The organism is Gracilibacillus sp. JCM 18860 (genome assembly GCF_055395245.1).
This window is the reverse complement of sequence record NZ_AP043868.1, coordinates 1,843,620-1,862,582: the sequence shown is the minus strand read 5'-3', so window position 1 is coordinate 1,862,582 and position 18,963 is coordinate 1,843,620. Positions and strand designations below refer to the sequence as shown.

Genomic DNA, 18,963 nt, shown 5'->3' with positions numbered 1-18,963 from the left:
TTTTTTCTTTTTTTCTGTTAGAATAAAGAGAGAATAATATTTAATGAAGAAATAAGGGGAATAGAGGATGCCTAATCAACATAAAATTCCACAAGCTACAGCGAAGCGATTACCTTTATATTATCGTTTTTTGAATAATTTACATATCCAAGGTAAAGACCGTGTCTCATCAAAGGAACTTAGTCTTGCAATGAAGGTCGACTCTGCTACCATTCGCAGAGATTTTTCGTATTTTGGTGCATTAGGAAAAAAAGGATATGGCTACAATGTCGATTACTTACTCGGCTTTTTCCGTAAAACCTTAGACCAGGATGAGAATACGCCTGTTGTCCTGATTGGTGTCGGGAATTTAGGAACCGCTTTTTTAAATTATAATTTTACCAAAAACAATAATACGAAGATAGAAGTGGCATTTGATGCGGATCCAATCAAGGTAGGAACAGAGATTCGAAATGTCAATGTTCATCATATAGATGAATTAGAAGAAAAAATAGGAGATATTCAGGTAGCTATTCTTACCGTACCAGTTTCTGAAGCGCAGTCTATGGCAGATCGACTGGTGAAAGCAGGAATAAAAGGTATCTTAAACTTTACCCCTGCAAGGATTACCGTTCCAGATAATGTTCGCGTCCACCATATTGACCTATCAGTAGAGCTGCAGTCACTCGTTTATTTTATGAAGCATTATCCATTAGAAATAGAGGAAAAATAAGAAGTGCTGATGAGAGGCACTTCTTATTTTTTCTTCGCCTTTTTAATTTTAAAATGTAAGCTTACTAGTCGTATTGCAACAACGAAATCAATGGTAGCAAAAAACGCTAATGCAAGTGTAATGAAATTAAATACCGTATCATCGGCAGATTTTATGCCAATATAGATAAATAATGAGCCCAAAATGAAATAGATGATGGCAGAGCCCAATGGTGAAAATCTCATGTTTTTAAAAGCCCCCAACTAAGATGAACTGTACCTGTTCTAGCATTTGTTCCATTTCTTCTGGATCAAGTGATAATTGCCCAATGACTGCAAATGTGTTCATCGCCATATGTGCAAGAATAGGTACGAGAATTCTTTTGGTTTCGACATAGATAAAGGCAAGCACAAATGCAACTGCTATATAGGTTAAGAGATGACTGAAATCGTTATGCAAGACAGCAAATAAAACCCCTGAAATAATTCCGGCAAAGAAGAAGTTCATTTTTTTATATAGGGAACCAAAAATCGCTTTACGGAATACGAGCTCCTCCAGGATTGGACCTAAAATAGAAATAAGAATAATAAATATTGGTGCTTGTCTCGCTACTTGCATCAATTGCATCGTATTTTCAGAACCAACTGGTGCACCAAATACAAAACGTTCAATGACGGTGGATGCTACCTGAGCAATTAATACTAAGAAGAAACCGAGTATTGTCCATAATACAATTTGTCCAATTCTTTTATCCCGTGATTGAAAGAAAGAATTGATTTCATCTCTTAGTAAATAGCAAGAGATAATCAAAGCAAGAACGAAGCTACCGATATTCCATCCAACCATTAATGTTAATGGATCTACGTTTGTGTACAACCGAAATGGTATAACAAGAAAAGCTGACAATTGTACCGCAACATAGGTAAGAATTATATAAATATACTTGGCAGGCAAATTCAAACGACTCCTTTTTATTTTTTTCTTACATGATACGTATTTTAACATAATTTTAGAATAAAATTGAAATAGTTCGTCTAAAGTTATTTTTAAATAAATGTGTTGTTCTTAAAAATAATAGATGGTGTCCCTCTGCTTACTCCACGAAGCTCAAAACCCCTTTTATTGAAACCACACTTTATTAGGGTTCCTACAATAATAAAAACTCATACTAGTACGGCTGTTTGGAAATGCCGTAAAATTGCAAAGAGATCGATAGCATTCCCATTAACAAGAGATATTAAAAAATTTTTAAAAAAATTTATACTTTGTACTTGCAAAAAAAAATAGATTTCATTATTATAATAATTGTGTTAGCACTCAGGGTGATCGAGTGCTAAAATGATAAAAATCTAAATAAAGTCAATTTCAAGGAGGTTTTTAAACATGCTAAAACCATTAGGTGATCGTGTCATTATTGAGCTTGTAGAGCAAGAAGAAAAAACAGCGAGTGGGATTGTTCTTCCAGATTCTGCGAAAGAAAAACCACAAGAAGGTAAGGTAGTAGCTGTTGGTTCTGGTCGTGTAACGGAAAATGGTGAGAAAGTGGCGCTTGAAGTTGAAGAAGGAAACAACATTATTTTCTCAAAATTTGCCGGTACAGAAGTGAAGTATGAAGGTAAAGAATACTTAATTCTTCGTGAAAGTGATATTTTAGCGATTATCGGCTAAGTATGTAGCGAAGTACGTTTGGATAAATATCATATCATTTAAATATTCAGGGAGGTATTTTTCATGGCTAAAGAAATTAAATTTAGTGAAGATGCACGTCGCGCAATGCTACGTGGGGTAGATACACTTGCGAATGCAGTTAAAGTAACATTAGGACCAAAAGGTCGTAACGTTGTATTAGATAAGAAGTATGGTTCTCCACTTATTACAAACGATGGGGTAACTATTGCTAAAGAAATCGAATTAGAAGATAAATTCGAAAACATGGGTGCTCAATTAGTATCAGAGGTAGCATCTCAAACAAATGATGTTGCAGGTGATGGTACAACAACTGCTACAGTACTCGCTCAAGCAATGATCCAGGAAGGCTTGAAAAACGTAGCTTCTGGTGCGAATCCAGTAGGGGTGCGCCGTGGTATTGAAAAAGCAGTAGAGGTAGCTACAGAGGAATTACGTAAAGTATCTAAACCAATCGAAAGCAAAGAATCGATCGCTCAAGTTGCGTCTATCTCTTCTGGTGATAATGAAGTTGGTCAATTAATCGCTGAAGCTATGGAGCGCGTAGGTAATGATGGTGTTATTACTATCGAAGAATCAAAAGGCTTCAATACAGAGTTAGAAGTAGTAGAAGGTATGCAATTTGACCGTGGATACTCTTCTCCATACATGGTAACAGACCAAGATAAAATGGAAGCAGTGCTTGATGATCCTTATATCTTAATTACAGATAAAAAAATCAACAATATTCAAGAAGTATTACCAGTGCTTGAGCAAGTAGTTCAGCAAGGTAAACCATTATTAATGATTGCTGAAGATGTTGAAGGGGAAGCACTTGCAACACTTGTATTAAACAAACTACGTGGTACGTTTAATGTAGTAGCAGTGAAAGCTCCTGGATTCGGTGATCGTCGTAAAGCAATGCTTGAAGATATCGCTGTATTAACAGGTTCTGAGGTTATTACAGAAGATCTTGGACTTGATCTTAAAAATACAACGATTGACCAATTAGGTCGTGCTTCTAAAGTTGTAGTAACGAAAGAAAACACTACTATTGTAGAAGGCTCTGGAGATTCCGAGCAAATTGCTTCTCGTGTTGCTCAAATCCGTGCACAAGTAGAAGAAACTACTTCTGAATTTGATAAAGAAAAATTACAAGAGCGTCTTGCAAAACTTTCTGGTGGTGTAGCAGTAGTAAAAGTTGGTGCTGCAACAGAAACAGAATTAAAAGAACGCAAGCTACGCATTGAGGATGCATTGAACTCTACTCGCGCAGCGGTAGAAGAAGGTATCGTTTCTGGTGGTGGTACTGCACTACTTAACGTTTATAAACAAGTGGCTGAAATCAGCCTAGATGGTGATGAAGCTACTGGTGTTAATATCGTACTTCGCGCACTAGAAGAACCAGTACGCCAAATCGCAGCAAATGCTGGATTAGAAGGATCTATCATCGTAGAACGCCTAAAAGGCGAAGATGTAGGCATTGGTTTCAATGCAGCATCTGGAGAATGGGTAAACATGATCGATGCAGGTATCGTTGACCCAACAAAAGTTACACGTTCTGCACTTCAAAACGCAGCATCTGTAGCGGCTATGTTCCTTACTACTGAAGCGGTAGTAGCGGACATTCCAGAAGAAGGTGGCGCAGCGCCTGATATGAGTGGAATGGGCGGCGGAATGCCTGGAATGGGCGGCATGATGTAATAACCGCTCAAACACTTAATGTATAAGGGTTTTTGTTTGTTAACAAAATGCTAATATCAAGTATATAAAAAGGCTTCTCATTAGTTGATTTAACTTTTGAGAAGCCTTTTTCATTGCTGACGGTTAGAGATGATGTATTTTAATAATTACCGAATCATCTAAAAGTGACACCTTAATTAAGGAAAATGTGCTTAAAGAGTAGCATTTCTTCAATAAGAGTGGATCCGGTTTGAGTGAACTAGCAGGTTGATCGAAGAAATAATGGATAAATGGATGGAGAAGTTTCACTTTTGAAAAACTTTGGAAGGTTCAAAACGACATCCGTTGAACTTTGATTCCATTCATAGTGAGTTGGCGTAGCCTAATACGCTGTCTCCCCTTCTTACCATGATTAATTTTTTCAAAAGAAAAGTAATCAGATTTGTTTGAATTATATTAATCTCCTATAATGTAAGAGAGAAGCTAAGTACATAGGAGGAGGGGAAATAAATGGAATACACCAATCTAGGTCGTACAGGCATGAAGGTAAGTAGACTTTGCTTAGGAACCATGAATTTTGGTCCGTCTACTGAAGAAAAGGAAGCACACAAAATTATGGATGCGGCACTCGATGCAGGCTTAAACTTCTTTGATACCGCAAATGTATATGGTGGTTATCGTGGTCAAGGTCGTCACGGCTGGACAGAAGAAATTATTGGTCGTTGGTTTGCTCAAGGCGGAAATCGCAGGGAGAAGGTTGTACTTGCTACCAAAGTCTATAATAACATGGGGGATCAGAACGATGGACCGAATGAGGGAAGATTTTTATCTGCTTATAAGGTACGTCGTCATTTAGAAGGGTCACTTAAACGATTGCAGACCGATCACATTGAACTGTATCAAATGCACCATATTGATCGTAATGTTTCTTGGGAGGAGCTTTGGGAAGTATTTCAAGCAGAAGTACAGAAAGGCACGATTGATTACGTTGGTTCAAGTAACTTTGCAGGTTGGGACCTTATTAAAGCGCAGGCAGCTGCGAAAGAACGCAATTTCTTAGGCCTCGTATCTGAACAACATAAATACAGTTTACTGTGCCGTCTTCCAGAATTAGAAGTACTACCTGCAGCGAAGGATCAGGGAATTGGTGTGATTGCCTGGAGTCCACTAGATGGTGGCTTGCTTGGGGGAAATGCATTAAATCCAGATAAAGGATCTCGAACTGCTGGTCAAACAGAACGAATTGAAAAACATCGAGCACAATTGGAAGCCTTTTCAGATTTTTGCAAGGAATTGGGAGAGCGTGAAGCTGATATAGCTCTCGCTTGGGTATTGCATAATCCCGCATTAGATGCACCAATTATCGGTCCACGTACACTGGAACAATTTGAAAAATCTCTGCGTGCCGTTGACATCAAATTAGATCAAGCATCCCTGGACCGTTTAGACGAAATTTTCCCAGGTTATGGTGAAGCACCAGAAGCATATGCTTGGTAAAGTTTTTATAGAGTAGAAAGGAATAAGGGCTTGTTGTAGTTTTCTATTATTTATAGCTGATTAGCGCCGTGATCATGCTAAAATGTGTGAGGAAATTATTTTAAAACCTTCAGATTCTTTTTGTTAAAGTCTCTGAAGGTTTTATAGATTTATACTAACTTATAAACTTATGAAAAATGGATTATCATTCTTAAAAGCCTCACCCAAAGTACATCCGAAACCCAATCACAACCAAAACAATCGAAAGCATTTGCATGATGACTTTACCAGGTAATTTCTGAGATAATAAGACACCAAGCTGTGATCCTAAAATAACTCCAATTCCACCCCATGCTACGATCATCCAATCAATACTACTGTAGAATAGCTGTGAAACAACACCAACTGATGTATAGAGACATAAAGAAAAGATCGATGTGGCGACAGCGTAATGGGTAGAAAGCCTAAAAGTATAAATTAAGATGGGAACAAGTAGCCATCCACCACCAATACCTAAATAACTTGATAATATCCCCATGAAAAAGCCTAGCGGAATCAACCATTTAGACTGAATGGCTGTTGTCTTCTCAACAATTGGTTCCACTGCATCAGTTGTCCTAGCTCGAGTAACACTTTCTTGTTGCCTCTTTCTTAAAATCGTGGTGTTCTTACTAAAAAGAAATATTCCTAATCCAACTAAGATTGATGCAAAAATAACGTAAAAATAATTGGATGAGTAGACCTGTAATAACCATACTCCCAACACAGATCCTGGTAATGCACTTATTCCAATAGTGAGACCTGTTTTGTAAACAATTTTCTTTTGCTTAGCATAGCCAATCATTCCTGAGATGGAATTGATCAATACAATAACTAAGCCAGACCCCGCAGCGATGGCAGGGTCTGTATGTAGAATTAGTAGCAATGCCGGTACGAAGATGAATCCTCCCCCGGCCCCGACAATTGTACCATAGCACCCGGCTATTAAGCCGATAATTAATAGTAATAGTCCTGTTGTGATATCCATAGTAGTTGCCCCCAAGATAAATTTTTCTATATACATCATCTCAGAAGTTGGGCTCTTTGAATATTCACTATTTGTAATAGGGTATAACCAAATGGATGACTTGGTTTTCTAGCATTGTTATATAAAAATAATGTACACTAGTAAAAGAACTACAAAAGTATTTGGTTTGGTTTAACTTAAAGGATGTGAATACAAATGGATACAGAGAATACACCATGTTCTTGTTGTGCTGGTAGTCGTGCTGATTTGGAGAAAACGATTAAACCAGAAAAACAAACGGAGAAAATAGAACAAAGTCAACAGATAAAATATAAAGAAAAAATGATCCACCTCACGGGAGGGGAATTTTTAATGGGAACCGAAGATAATGAGGGGTTTCCTGCAGATGGTGAAGGACCGATAAGAAAAGTAACCGTAGCACCATACTATATCGATACTTATGCGGTAACCAATGAAGAATTCAGTGCTTTTGTGAAGGATACAGGTTATATTACAGAGTCGGAAAAGTATGGATGGTCGTTTGTTTTCTATAAATTTATCTCGCAAAATGTAGCAAAAAGGGCAAAACAATTACCACAAACCCCATGGTGGTATGCAGTAGAAGAGGCTTATTGGTACCAACCAGAAGGGCCAGATTCAAACATTGATGACCGCATGGATCATCCTGTCATACAAGTCAGCTGGAACGATGCGTTAGCGTTTTGTAAATGGGCTGGAAAACGTCTCCCGACAGAGGCAGAATGGGAATATGCAGCAAGAGGTGGCCTTGAGCAGAAGCTTTTTCCTTGGGGGGATGAGCTGACACCGAATGGAGAGCATTATTGTAATATTTGGCAAGGTGATTTTCCAAAAGAGAATACAGAAGCGGATGGCTATACTGGAACAGCACCTGCAAAATCTTTTCCTGCGAATGGATATGGACTCTATAATGTTGCGGGTAATGTATGGGAGTGGTGTGCAGACTGGTTTACAAGGACACCTGATTTATCCCAGGTCGTAAATCCAGTTGGACCGAAGACAGGTCAAAGTAAAGTAATGCGTGGTGGCTCGTACCTTTGCCACAAATCCTATTGTAATCGATATCGAGTTGCGGCACGAAGTTCGAATACGATCGATAGTGCTACAGGTAATTTAGGATTTCGTTGTGTGGTCGATGCATAAGTTAGGGTGAAGATGTATTTCAGGAGCTCTAAGTTAAGTAGAGAGCTGGAAGTTAATCAATTCCTAGCCACTACTGGCCAAGCAAATCACCAGTAATAAGAACTTGTTATATCCATGCTAACCGTCTCCTAGAATATTTATTTTTTAATCAACAATGAATTTTATGCTTGTAAATATTCACTATTTGTTATAGGGTATAACTAAATGGACTGACTATTTTGTTATAAGTTGTGGTAAAGTATCGTTATAGTAATCGTAATTAGGTGAATATGAGGATTGTGACTGGTAAAGCAGGCAAGACCTAAGTTGGTGATTAATTTCACTAATTTGGGTCTGTTTTTTTATACGATAAAAGGGGGATTTTCCATGTTTAACAAATTATTTGGAAAAAAGAAAATCACTGAAGAATGGGTTACACCACTATCAGGTAAATTAATTGCTATAGAAGAAGTGCCAGATCCAACTTTTTCTATAAAATTAATGGGAGATGGTGTAGCGATTGTGCCGAGTGAAGGAAAAGTAGTATCACCTGTAGATGGTGAAATTATTCAATTATTTCCAACGAAACATGCTATAGGGATAAAATCGGAAAACGGAATAGAGATCCTCATTCATATTGGATTAGAAACCGTATCATTGAATGGAGAACCATTTGAGACATATATTAAGACAAATGATAAAGTAAAAGCTGGCCAATTATTAGTATCTTTTAATTTGGAGCAAATAAATGTCGAGGCAGCAAGTACTATTACTCCAATTGTTATTACGAATGAAGATAAAATAGACAACCTTTCTAAACAGGATAGTAGGGAGGTATCCGCTGGAAAGACAGCGATTGTCAGCTATGAAGTAAAAAAGTAAATGGCAGGCTAGCCATCCTAGGAAGAAGGTGATGTACACATGAAAATTAATCGGGTATTGAATAACAATGCGGTTGTTATCAAAGAAGGAAATACGGAGAAAATAATTTTGGGTCCTGGTATTGCTTTTCAAAAAGGAAAAAATGATCTGATTGATCAGGCTAAGGTTGAAAAAATATTTATCTTAAAAGAAGAGAATAAAAAATTTCAAGAGCTATTAGAGACCTTGCCTGAGGAACATATTCTATTAGGAGAAGAGATTATCAGTTATGCAGAAGAAAAACTCGGAATTAAACTCAATGAACATATTCATATCTCGCTTACAGACCATCTGTCCTTTGCGATTGAACGTTCCCAAAAAGGAATTAATATTAAAAATAAGTTAATAAATGAAATAAGGTTACTTTACCATGAAGAATTTGATATCGGTTTATGGGCAGTAGAAAAAATGGAGGAGAGAATGGGGATCCCAATACCAATAGATGAAGCTGCTTATATCGCTGTCCACATTCATACTGCTAAAATGAATTTTCAGAATGTGGAGAAAACGGTGCAAAAGGCTGCGATCATCCAGGATATGGTAGATATTATTTCGAGTGATTTAAATATTGCTATAGAAAAAGGAAGTATGACCTATCAACGACTGATTACACACTTAGAATTTGCGATCAATCGTTATTACAGTGATCAAGATTTTTATCAGTTAGATGAGGAAATGCTGAAGATGATTAAAGAGAAACATGAACAGGCATACACATGTGCATCTGTCGCAGCCAATTTTGCTCGAACCGAATATAATATTGATTTTCCGGAGTCAGAGTTAGCATATATTGCACTTCATGTACAGAGACTGATTTATGAAAAATAAATTTAGTAGTTGACTCATTTTATGTAATGTAATGATAATCAGATAATAATTTAAATAAAGTGGGATTGTGACTGGTAGTGCAGGCAAGACCTAAAATAGTTAAGAGGACTTTGATTATCTTAACTGTTTTAGGTCTTTTTATTTTTTAATGGAAAGGAGACTTCGTGATGACAAACCAAGAGCTTTACCAACAAATTTTATCGAAAGTCGGTGGTATATCGAATGTGACTAGTGTTTCGTTAGATGGATCACGGTTGTCACTTACATTACTAAATCAAGATTTAGTAGAGGAAGAACAATTAAAACAAATGGATAATATCCACGGAGTGTTAGCACGAACAGATCATATTGAACTTATTATTGGAAATGAAATTGGATTTTCTATTTATACCAAAATAAACCAATTGCTACAATCGTCACAAACACCAATAGATAAAAAGGAGAGAGGTTCCATGTTTAACAACTTGTTTAGTAAGTTCCAAGTATTTGGAAAAGCAATTATGCTACCAATCGCTGTACTTCCGGCGGCCGGTTTATTATTAGGGATTGGTGGAGCATTTTCTAATCCAGCAACAATTGAAAATTATCCATTTTTAGATCTAGTATGGCTACAAGCAATCTTTACGATTATGAGCTCTGCAGGTCAAATAATATTCTCTAACTTACCTATAATCTTTGCTATAGGCATTGCCGTAGGGCTGGCGAAATCAGATAAAGGTGTTGCAGGTTTAGCAGCCATTTTATCCTACTTTGTTATGAATGCGACAATCAATGCTATGTTACAAATCACTGGAAAACTTGCTACGGAAAACCTTGCTGGTGCTGGCCAAGGCATGACGGTAGGGATTCAAACATTACAATCAGGTGTTTTCGGTGGGGTTATTGCTGGTTTATTAACGGTTTACCTACATGGTAAATTTGGTAAGGTTCAATTACCACAATTTCTCGGTTTCTTCAGTGGTTCACGCTTTATCCCAATAATAACTGCTTTTATGTCTATTTTTCTTGGTGTTGCAATGTTCTTTGTTTGGCCGCCAATTCAATCAGGTATTGCAAGTATGTCCGATCTTGTAGATAAAACAGCATACTTTGGTACCTTCCTATTTGGATTTATTGTGAAGTTGTTAGGGCCACTAGGATTGCACCATGTTTTCTATCTTCCGTTCTGGCAAACTGGTCTTGGTGGAACAATGACAGTAAATGGCGAAGTTATCCAAGGCGCACAAAATATCTTTTTTGCTCAATTAGCAGATCCTAACTTAGAACATTTCTTTGTTGGCACATCAAGATTCATGAGTGGTAAATATTTGCCTATGATGTTCGGGTTATTAGGGGCAGCTTTAGCGATGTATCATACTGCTAAACCTGAACATAAAAAAGTTGTTGGTGGTCTGTTATTTACAGGAGCATTAACCTCTTTCTTAACAGGTATAACGGAACCGCTTGAATTTACGTTCCTATTTGTAGCGCCAGTGCTATATGTTATTCATGCTGCTTTGTGGGGAGTTGCTTATGTTGCCGCACACCTTTTAAATATTACAATCGGTATGACATTCTCAGCAGGACTTATTGACTTCACTTTATTTGGAATACTACAAGGAAACGACAAAACAAACTGGATTCTTGTACCAATCGTAGGCATCTTATTCTTCCTTGTTTATTACGTTGTCTTCCGTTTCATGATCGTGAAGTTTAATCTAAAAACACCAGGTCGTGAAGATGAGGAACTAGAGGAAACAACTATCGCAGGGTCAGAACGAGCTCAGGCGATTATTGCAGCACTTGGTGGGGGAGAGAATATTGAGGATGTAGATAATTGTGCAACTCGCCTACGTGTCACAGTAAAAGATGGTGATAAAGTTTCTGAAGAGCAACTCAAAAAATCTGGCGCAAAAGGTGTTTTTGTAAAAGGACAAGGTGTTCAAGCAATTTATGGTCCGCACGTAACGATTATTAAAACAGAAGTAGAAGAAGGTCTCGGTGACTAATAAAGATTCGTTGAAGGAAAGGATGCTATAAATGAAAAGACCAAATATTATCTTTATGATTACTCATGATACTGGTAGATATCTAGGAACCTATGGACACCAAGTAGAAACACCAAATCTTGATAAGCTAGCGGAAAACGGTGTCCGATTTGATCAATACTATTGCCCAGCACCACAGTGCAGCCCAAGTAGGGGAAGCATTTTAACGGGAAAATACCCGCATAACAATGGGTTGATTGGACTTGCACATTTAGGATTTCATATAAATGAAGGAGAAACAACTACACCGAATGAACTAAGAAAAGCAGGCTACGAAACTTCTTTAATTGGATTCAGCCATGAAACAATTGGAGAAGAGGAATTTGGTCAATACAGTTCCACCTATAAACTAGGTTTTGATCGCTATGAGGCTATCGAGGGCGCACGTTCACCTCAGGTTGCTGACAAGACCATTGAATTTCTTAAGGAAAAAGCGGACAAAGATGATGATCAACCTTTTTTCGCTAATGTAGGGTTTTGGGAAACTCACCGTTCTTTTGATGAATACGAACCATTAGCAGATGATGTCGATTCCATTAATGTGATTGACTACTTACCTGATACGCCGAATATCCGAAAAGATTTGTCACAGTTTCATGGATCGGTAAAGGTGTTAGATGAAGCAGTTGGCCGAATTATGCATGCATTAGAAGAGACGGGTCTTTCAGATAATACAATCGTAATTTTTACAACAGACCATGGAATTGCTTTTCCGAGAGCTAAAGGAACAATGAAGGATGCTGGTTTAGAAACGGCACTCATTTTTTACAACCCAGCACTTTTCGGAAAAGGTAGAGTTATTGGTGATTTACTATGTAACATTGACATGATGCCAACTATTTTAGAATTAACGGAAACCGCGATTCCGGATCAGATTGATGGTAGGAGCTTTGCTTCTTTACTAAGAGGTGAGTCTTCGGTTGTACGCAATGATTTCTTCTGTGAGCTTACGTGGCATGACAAGTACCATCCGATGCGAGGTATTCGCACAAACCAGTATAAATATGTAAAAAATTTAAAGGATGGACCAAAAATTTATATGCCTGTGGATATTCACCGAAGCCTTTCAGGTCCCGATGTTCGTAAAGAATATTATGTAGCTAATGAACCTGAAGAGCTTTATGATCTAGAGAAGGATCCGTTTGAGGAGCATAATCTCATAAATGACCCTGCTTATAAAAAGGTTGCAAGTGAATTACGAGAAAAGGTGTCTAAGTGGATGAGGGACACAAATGACCCACTATTGAGTGGGCAGGATATTCCAGGTGTTGAGTCAAAGAAATGGGCAGAGGAAACACATAAAGGCAATACTTATGAAGCGATGAAGAAATAATAGAACAGCTATTCAGCATTACGCTGGATAGCTGCTTTTTTTCAAAATAGTAAAAAATGTTGCTGAAAATTATAACAAGACAGATATCCTATCTATTTATTGAAATGTAGAGGAGAAGTAATAAATTTAAATTTTCGCTGTGGATGAAAGCATAAGCTTTTTGTTAAATGGAAAAGATGAATTCCGTAAACTTCATCTTTTTTCCTTCGCACGTATGTATGCCATAAAGATTTGTACACTTTTTTTGGTGAATCTTTTAGATTTCCACACCATCCATAAATTACGTTTTAATTCAGCGTCATGTATTTTCTTTTCATGTAAATATCCTTGCTCAATTTCACGAGCAACGGTTAGTCTTGAGACGATACTAATTCCAAGACCTGCCTCTACCGCACTTTTTATCGATTGGGTACTACCAAGCTCCATATAGCTTTCGATTTTTTCTAATATACCCCATTCATTTAAGAAATTTTCGATAATCGCTCTCGTTCCAGAGGTGGGCTCTCTCCAAATCATTCTCTCTTGAGCAATCTCGTCTATTTTGACTTCACTTTTCAAATTCCAGGGATGATCTGGTGCGTGGATGAGAACTAATTCATCTTCTTTAATTTTATCAATCGATAGTTTTGTATCATCTACGATTCCTTCGACTAGTGCAATGTCAATCATATCGTCTAACAGCAGTGCTAAAACCTTTGGAGTATTTTCCACATATAAAGATAAATGAAAATCGGGGTTTTCCTTTTTAAATTTTCCTAGTAAACCGGGTAATAAGTATTCCCCGATTGTGAGACTTGCACCCATCTTTAATGTGCTTTCATATCCTGCTACACTTGCAATAACTGCTTCCTTTGATTGGTTGTAATCTTGAACAATCGACTTGGCAAATGGATATAGCACATGTCCGCTCTCAGTAAGTAACAATCTCCCGTCTTTTCGATTAAAGAGGAGCGCTCCATATTCTGCTTCGATTTGATGTATTTGCTTTGTTATGGCAGGTTGAGATAAATATAAGGATTTCGCCGCCTGATTGATACTACCAGTCTCTACGACCAGACAGAATGTTTTTAATACTTGGATGTTCATACGATCGGCTCCTTTAATGGTGTTGTAGCGTTTGTAATCATTATATATCGGAGATAGAACTGTGTCACCTTTGGAAAGAATCAAAGGTTTATAATTTTATTTGGTTGTACTATTATTAAATAAATAAGTATCAAACTTGATGATTTATCATGGTGTTAAGGTAACTAGAAACAAAACATCAATAAAATAAGAAGGTGATTCTAGTGAAGCTAGAAGAATTAATTAATGATAACCACACGACCTTTAGTGAAGGAGAAAGGGTCTTGGCAAAGTTTATATTAGATAATAGGAAAGATATCTATGATCTAGGAATTAATGAGCTTGCTAAAAAAAGTTTAAGCTCTAAATCTTCTGTATTACGATTTGCACAGAAGCTAGGGTTCTCTGGATATACAGAAATGAGAAACTTTATGAAGTGGGAAAATCATTCGGAAAAATCTTTTACACAAGAAGACTTCGGAAAAATAGTGATTAGCAATGTAGAGCAGACCGTTAATCAGTTAAATGAAATGGATCTTACTAAAATTTGCGAAGCTATTGATAGAAGTCCAAATGTCTATATAACGGGGACTGGTCTCATGCAACAAGGTCTTGCCAAAGAAATGCAAAGAATGTTTCTAGGTATTGGTAAAAATATGCAAACCCTCCCTTTGGATATTGGTACAAATATCTACCAATTGTTGATGGAAAGAATTTCGGAAGAGGACTTGATAATAGTATTTTCAGGTTCTGGCAACAATGCGACTCTTAAGGAGGCGCTTAGTATTCCCTTAATTAAGAATGTTAATATCGTTGCCATCACTGGTTCTCATCATAACTGGTTAATGAATCATGCAACCTTCTGTATTCCGGTAAATATCAATCATAATTCCAGTTGGTTTTCTTCCTCAAGTGCCTTTTACAGTGTCATCGATATCTTTGCCTATCATTATTTTGAATATAAAAATAAAACGTTACAGGATAAATAAACTATATCGCAGAGGCTATTGCAGTTATGTAATAGCCTTTTTCTTATGATCTAAAATATTCCCATCTCATGAATCCGTTTCCCAATATGGCTGGAAGACCTTCTTTTACAGTGTTTTCTATACTATAATCTCATCATGATAGAGCAACATGAAAATGCTAGGGAAGGAGATAGATGATGAGAGCGATTCAAGTTATGTTTGACACCTTAAAAAGAAATTATTTAAATGCTTATGAACATTCTGATGTAATAACACCTAATTTCGACCGATTGCAAAGAAAGACTGTTCAATTTGATAATTTTTTTGCTGGCAGCTTACCTTGCATGCCTTCAAGGAGAGAGTTGCACACAGGTCGTTACAACTTTTTGCATCGTGGTTGGGGACCAATCGAACCTTTTGATGACTCCATGCCAGAAATATTAAAACAAAATGGGGTTTATACACATCTTGTTACAGATCATAAACATTATTGGAGAGATGGTGGTTCCACCTATCATACTCGTTATTCCTCCTATGAATTAATACGAGGACAGGAAGGAGATAACTGGAAAGCAAAAGTTGATAAGAAAATGGATGTTGAAGGGCTAGACAACCTTCCTGATTTTGCAAAAAAACGAAAGCAGGCTAGTATTTCTCAAGATCTAGTGAATCGAACCTTTATGAAAAAAGAAGAAGATCACTCCTTATATCGAACTGTCGATGCAGGTATGGAGTTTTTGAACGAAAATAAGGATGCGGATCAATGGTTCTTGCAAATTGAATGCTTTGATCCACATGAGCCATTTTTTGTACCTGAGGAGTATTTACATTTATATGGGCTATCGAAAGACGATTTCAATGGTTGGCTCCAATATTCACACGATGATTTTTCTCCAGAAAAAGCGGATGTTGTGAAAGGGTATTATAAAGCCCTATTGACAATGTGTGATGCATATTTAGGGAAGGTACTAGATTTTATGGATGAGAATAATATGTGGGAAGATACGATGTTAATTGTGAATACAGATCATGGACTACTTCTAGGAGAACATGAATGGTGGGGTAAGAATATCATGCCAGTCTATAATGAAATTGCTCATATACCATTTTTTATATGGGATCCAAAACTAGGTGTTCAAAATGAAACTAGAAACCAGTTAGCACAAAACATCGATATACCTGCAACTATATTAGAGTTCTTTGAAGTAGATTTACCAGAATACATGATGGGGAAACCGTTAAGCTCGGTAATTGAATCAGAAGAAATAATTCACGATGCTGCTTTATTTGGTTATTTTGGTAGCAATATTAATGTGGTCGATGGTGACTATATTTATATGAGAGGACCAATGCCTGGTCGAGAAGCGGAGCTACATGAATATACGTTAATGCCAATGAGGATGAATAGACGCTTTACTAAAGAGGAACTACAGGGTGCTGAATTGGATAATTCTTTTGCCTTTACAAAGGGGATCAGTACTTTAAAGATGAAAACGACTGATTATATGGCGAAAAGTTATCAGCGTTTTGGTAATAAATTATTTAACTATAAGGAAGATCCCAATCAAGAAAAGCCGCTTTATGACCTAGAGAAAGAATTTGAAATGATAACAAAATTAAAGGAATTAATGAAGGAAAATGAAGCTCCTGAATCGCAATATCTCTATTATGGTCTAGATCGAATTAATAGTATAGAGGATTTATTAGAAGAGCATAAGACTTTTGATAAAAAGCAAGAAATTGTTTGTGAAAATATTAAATTCTCCAATCACTGTGTGAAAGAGGGCTATTTGGCAATGGTAGCTATCATGAAAGAAGAAAAAGTGGCATTGTTGAAGGCAGATCTTGAAAAAACAAGTGAGCATAATGCAGTAACAGATGAACATTTGAAGAATTGGATAACAGAACATATAGACAAGCAAGATCAAGGATTTATTTTTTATCAATTAGACCTAGCTCTTCGAATAGACTAGCTTCTACTATCGAAAAAGCTCGAAAAATGATCAAAAACTTATGAGGGGTTAAAAAAATGAGATAATCCTGCATGTTACAGGATTATCTCATGAATCTATCAAAGAAAGAGGGTTGGAGAGATGAAATACGAACAATTGGCAAATGACATTATAAAAAATATTGGAGGAAAAGAAAACGTTAACAGTGTTGTCCATTGTGTGACACGCTTGCGTTTTAAATTGAAAGACGAAGATAAAGCAAATACTAGTGTATTAAAAGATATGGATGGTATTGTTACCGTTATGAAAAGTGGTGGGCAGTACCAAGTAGTGATTGGCAATCATGTATCTGATGTATATAAAGCAGTACTATCTGTTGGAGGGTTTGATACTCAATCATCTGCGGATGAGGAAAGTGAAGAAAAGCAGGGATTATTTAACAAATTTATTGATATTGTCTCTGGAATATTTGCACCAATACTGGGTGTTTTAGCTGCTTCAGGAATGATTAAAGGTTTTAATGCTTTGTTTGTTGCATTAGGTTTGTATGCGAATACAACTGGAACCTATCATATTCTACAGGCTGTTGGTGATGCTCTCTTCCATTTCTTCCCTGTATTTTTGGGCTTTACAGCAATGAAAAAATTTGGTGGAAACCATTTCGTTGGGATGGCTATAGGTGCAGCGTTAGTGTATCCTTCACTTTCTGGTATTACGGAAGGGGAACCACTTTATACCTTATTTCAAGGAACTATATTTGAATCACCTATCCATATCACATTCCTTGGAATACCAGTTATTCTAATGAGTTATGCATCTTCTGTGATTCCAATTATATTGGCAGCATATGTTGGATCAAAATTGGAAAAATGGTTTATCAAAGTAATTCCTGATGTTGTAAAGTCCTTTCTTGTACCATTTTTCACATTGCTAGTAATCGTCCCAATTACTTTTATTGTGATTGGACCAATTGCTACATGGATTAGTTCACTATTAGGACAAGCTACTGTCTGGGCATATGATCTAAGTCCATTATTGGCAGGTTTGATACTTGGTGGATTATGGCAATTATTTGTAATGTTTGGTCTCCACTGGGGCTTCATTCCGATTGCAATGAACAACCTAGCAGTTTTTGGTTATGACTTTATATTAGCTTTAATATCAGCCACATCGCTAGCAACAACTGGTGTCGTACTTGGGGTAATGGCTAGGACGAAACAGCAAAAGATTAAAACTCTAAGTATACCTGCTGCTATATCCAGTATCTTTGGTGTGTCGGAGCCTGCGATTTATGGGATTACCTTACCTTTAAAAAGACCGTTTATTATAACTCTTATCACCTCTGCAGTTGGAGGAGGTATTATGGGAGCAACAGGTACGAAAGTATATATGATGGGTGGACTAGGTGTTTTTGGTATACCATCTAAAATTGGTTCCGAGGGTCTTGACATCGGATTCTGGGGTGGAATTATTGCAATGGGAGTAAATTTAGTATTAGGCTTTATACTTGCTTATTTATTTGGATTGAGTAAAAAAAATAAAGATGGAGAATCCCTGAAAGAAGAAGATAACCATAATAGTACAGACAACAATCAAGACGAAAACATCACTAGTCCACTGAAGGGAACTGTTCTATCATTATCAGAAGTGAAGGATGAAGCTTTTTCTACTGGAGCGCTTGGAAAGGGGCTTGCAATTGATCCTACAGAAGGTAAATTGGTTTCTCCAGTTTCCGGGACAGTAACTGCACTATTTCCAACCAATCACGCTGTCGGAATAACAACTGATAATGGTGCTGAAATCTTAATGCATATTGGATTAGATACTGTTCAATTAAACGGGAAGTTTTTTAAATCCTCGATTAAACAAGGAGATAGGATAGAGAAAGGTCAATTACTGATAGATTTTGATGTAGAGCAAATCAAACAAGCCGGTTTTTCAGTAGTAACTCCTGTTCTCATTACTAATAGTGATAAGTATAAAGAGCTTATTCTAACAAATGCAGATAATGTAGATCCTGGTGGACAATTAATCAAAGCAGTGATTCATTAATTACATGACTTTTAGAAAAAAATAGAAAAATCTAGACTTGATAGTTAATTAAGCGACTTCCGGAGTATGGAAATAAAGGGTTTCCAAATTCCTAGTAAAGCTGAGGGGCATTTCCTTTAATCTCAATAGTTTTTC

Annotated in this window: 16 protein-coding genes; 12 read left to right on the top strand and 4 right to left on the bottom strand. The window is 36.8% G+C overall.

The window, feature by feature from the left end:
- Positions 1–67 precede the first annotated feature (67 nt).
- A complete protein-coding gene (locus tag ACZ5R4_RS09465) occupies positions 68–712 on the top strand; it encodes a redox-sensing transcriptional repressor Rex (RefSeq protein ID WP_109985673.1) in 645 nt (214 codons plus the stop codon).
- A 23-nt stretch (positions 713–735) separates the two neighbouring features.
- Here the strand turns inward: ACZ5R4_RS09465 and ACZ5R4_RS09460 are convergent, their stop codons facing one another.
- Positions 736–936: a DUF4305 domain-containing protein gene (locus ACZ5R4_RS09460; RefSeq protein WP_054861183.1), complete on the bottom strand. Its 201-nt coding sequence runs from the start codon at positions 934–936 to the stop codon at positions 736–738.
- A gap of 4 nt (positions 937–940) precedes the next feature.
- On the bottom strand, positions 941–1,645 hold the full coding sequence (locus tag ACZ5R4_RS09455; RefSeq protein WP_109985674.1) for a CPBP family intramembrane glutamic endopeptidase: 705 nt from the start codon (positions 1,643–1,645) through the stop codon (positions 941–943).
- Between the two features lie 429 nt (positions 1,646–2,074).
- Between ACZ5R4_RS09455 and groES the strand changes: the two genes are divergently transcribed.
- The 3 genes from groES to ACZ5R4_RS09440 all read left to right on the top strand — a co-directional run bounded on the left by groES (position 2,075) and on the right by ACZ5R4_RS09440 (position 5,536).
- The gene (groES, locus tag ACZ5R4_RS09450; RefSeq protein WP_054861151.1) at positions 2,075–2,359 is read left to right on the top strand and encodes a co-chaperone GroES; all 285 of its coding nucleotides are present in this window, start codon (positions 2,075–2,077) and stop codon (positions 2,357–2,359) included.
- A gap of 63 nt (positions 2,360–2,422) precedes the next feature.
- Entirely contained in the window at positions 2,423–4,060 is a 1,638-nt protein-coding gene (gene groL / locus ACZ5R4_RS09445; protein WP_109985675.1) for a chaperonin GroEL, read from the top strand.
- 489 nt (positions 4,061–4,549) lie between these two features.
- Positions 4,550–5,536, top strand: coding sequence for an aldo/keto reductase (locus ACZ5R4_RS09440; RefSeq protein WP_054788171.1), 987 nt, complete (start codon positions 4,550–4,552; stop codon positions 5,534–5,536).
- A gap of 199 nt (positions 5,537–5,735) precedes the next feature.
- Here ACZ5R4_RS09440 and ACZ5R4_RS09435 read toward each other — a convergent pair whose 3' ends face one another.
- Positions 5,736–6,542, bottom strand: a complete 807-nt coding sequence (locus ACZ5R4_RS09435; protein WP_109985730.1) for a sulfite exporter TauE/SafE family protein — start codon at positions 6,540–6,542, stop codon at positions 5,736–5,738.
- A 195-nt stretch (positions 6,543–6,737) separates the two neighbouring features.
- Here ACZ5R4_RS09435 and ACZ5R4_RS09430 point away from each other — a divergent pair, with 195 nt between their 5' ends.
- From ACZ5R4_RS09430 to ACZ5R4_RS09410, 5 genes are all read left to right on the top strand, one after another.
- Positions 6,738–7,703, top strand: coding sequence for a formylglycine-generating enzyme family protein (locus ACZ5R4_RS09430; RefSeq protein WP_464368409.1), 966 nt, complete (start codon positions 6,738–6,740; stop codon positions 7,701–7,703).
- Positions 7,704–8,069: 366 nt separating this feature from the next.
- The gene (locus ACZ5R4_RS09425) at positions 8,070–8,564 is read left to right on the top strand and encodes a glucose PTS transporter subunit IIA (protein WP_054861154.1); all 495 of its coding nucleotides are present in this window, start codon (positions 8,070–8,072) and stop codon (positions 8,562–8,564) included.
- Positions 8,565–8,603: 39 nt separating this feature from the next.
- A complete protein-coding gene (locus ACZ5R4_RS09420) occupies positions 8,604–9,431 on the top strand; it encodes a PRD domain-containing protein (RefSeq protein WP_054861155.1) in 828 nt (275 codons plus the stop codon).
- A 452-nt stretch (positions 9,432–9,883) separates the two neighbouring features.
- A complete protein-coding gene (gene ptsG, locus ACZ5R4_RS09415; RefSeq protein WP_109985854.1) occupies positions 9,884–11,419 on the top strand; it encodes a glucose-specific PTS transporter subunit IIBC in 1,536 nt (511 codons plus the stop codon).
- Between the two features lie 31 nt (positions 11,420–11,450).
- Positions 11,451–12,791, top strand: a complete 1,341-nt coding sequence (locus ACZ5R4_RS09410) for a sulfatase family protein (RefSeq protein WP_464368408.1) — start codon at positions 11,451–11,453, stop codon at positions 12,789–12,791.
- A gap of 192 nt (positions 12,792–12,983) precedes the next feature.
- Here the strand turns inward: ACZ5R4_RS09410 and ACZ5R4_RS09405 are convergent, their stop codons facing one another.
- Entirely contained in the window at positions 12,984–13,877 is an 894-nt protein-coding gene (locus ACZ5R4_RS09405; protein ID WP_109985734.1) for a LysR family transcriptional regulator, read from the bottom strand.
- 194 nt (positions 13,878–14,071) lie between these two features.
- Here ACZ5R4_RS09405 and ACZ5R4_RS09400 point away from each other — a divergent pair, with 194 nt between their 5' ends.
- The 3 genes from ACZ5R4_RS09400 (at position 14,072) to ACZ5R4_RS09390 (ending at position 18,828) form a co-directional block, all read left to right on the top strand.
- Positions 14,072–14,845, top strand: a complete 774-nt coding sequence (locus ACZ5R4_RS09400) for a MurR/RpiR family transcriptional regulator (protein WP_109985735.1) — start codon at positions 14,072–14,074, stop codon at positions 14,843–14,845.
- A gap of 176 nt (positions 14,846–15,021) precedes the next feature.
- Positions 15,022–16,797: a sulfatase gene (locus tag ACZ5R4_RS09395; protein WP_109985736.1), complete on the top strand. Its 1,776-nt coding sequence runs from the start codon at positions 15,022–15,024 to the stop codon at positions 16,795–16,797.
- A gap of 120 nt (positions 16,798–16,917) precedes the next feature.
- A complete protein-coding gene (locus ACZ5R4_RS09390; protein WP_109985737.1) occupies positions 16,918–18,828 on the top strand; it encodes a beta-glucoside-specific PTS transporter subunit IIABC in 1,911 nt (636 codons plus the stop codon).
- The last annotated feature ends 135 nt before the right edge of the window (positions 18,829–18,963 follow it).

What these genes read in the sequence shown, in the direction of transcription:
- ACZ5R4_RS09465 (WP_109985673.1), top strand. Translation starts at nt 68, where the DNA reads ATGCCTAATCAACATAAAATTCCACAAGCTACAGCGAAGCGATTACCT.
- ACZ5R4_RS09460 (WP_054861183.1), bottom strand. Translation starts at nt 936, where the DNA reads ATGAGATTTTCACCATTGGGCTCTGCCATCATCTATTTCATTTTGGGC.
- groES (WP_054861151.1), top strand. Translation starts at nt 2,075, where the DNA reads ATGCTAAAACCATTAGGTGATCGTGTCATTATTGAGCTTGTAGAGCAA.
- groL (WP_109985675.1), top strand. Translation starts at nt 2,423, where the DNA reads ATGGCTAAAGAAATTAAATTTAGTGAAGATGCACGTCGCGCAATGCTA.
- ACZ5R4_RS09440 (WP_054788171.1), top strand. Translation starts at nt 4,550, where the DNA reads ATGGAATACACCAATCTAGGTCGTACAGGCATGAAGGTAAGTAGACTT.
- ACZ5R4_RS09435 (WP_109985730.1), bottom strand. Translation starts at nt 6,542, where the DNA reads ATGGATATCACAACAGGACTATTACTATTAATTATCGGCTTAATAGCC.
- ACZ5R4_RS09430 (WP_464368409.1), top strand. Translation starts at nt 6,738, where the DNA reads ATGGATACAGAGAATACACCATGTTCTTGTTGTGCTGGTAGTCGTGCT.
- ACZ5R4_RS09425 (WP_054861154.1), top strand. Translation starts at nt 8,070, where the DNA reads ATGTTTAACAAATTATTTGGAAAAAAGAAAATCACTGAAGAATGGGTT.
- ACZ5R4_RS09420 (WP_054861155.1), top strand. Translation starts at nt 8,604, where the DNA reads ATGAAAATTAATCGGGTATTGAATAACAATGCGGTTGTTATCAAAGAA.
- ptsG (WP_109985854.1), top strand. Translation starts at nt 9,884, where the DNA reads ATGTTTAACAACTTGTTTAGTAAGTTCCAAGTATTTGGAAAAGCAATT.
- ACZ5R4_RS09410 (WP_464368408.1), top strand. Translation starts at nt 11,451, where the DNA reads ATGAAAAGACCAAATATTATCTTTATGATTACTCATGATACTGGTAGA.
- ACZ5R4_RS09405 (WP_109985734.1), bottom strand. Translation starts at nt 13,877, where the DNA reads ATGAACATCCAAGTATTAAAAACATTCTGTCTGGTCGTAGAGACTGGT.
- ACZ5R4_RS09395 (WP_109985736.1), top strand. Translation starts at nt 15,022, where the DNA reads ATGAGAGCGATTCAAGTTATGTTTGACACCTTAAAAAGAAATTATTTA.
- ACZ5R4_RS09390 (WP_109985737.1), top strand. Translation starts at nt 16,918, where the DNA reads ATGAAATACGAACAATTGGCAAATGACATTATAAAAAATATTGGAGGA.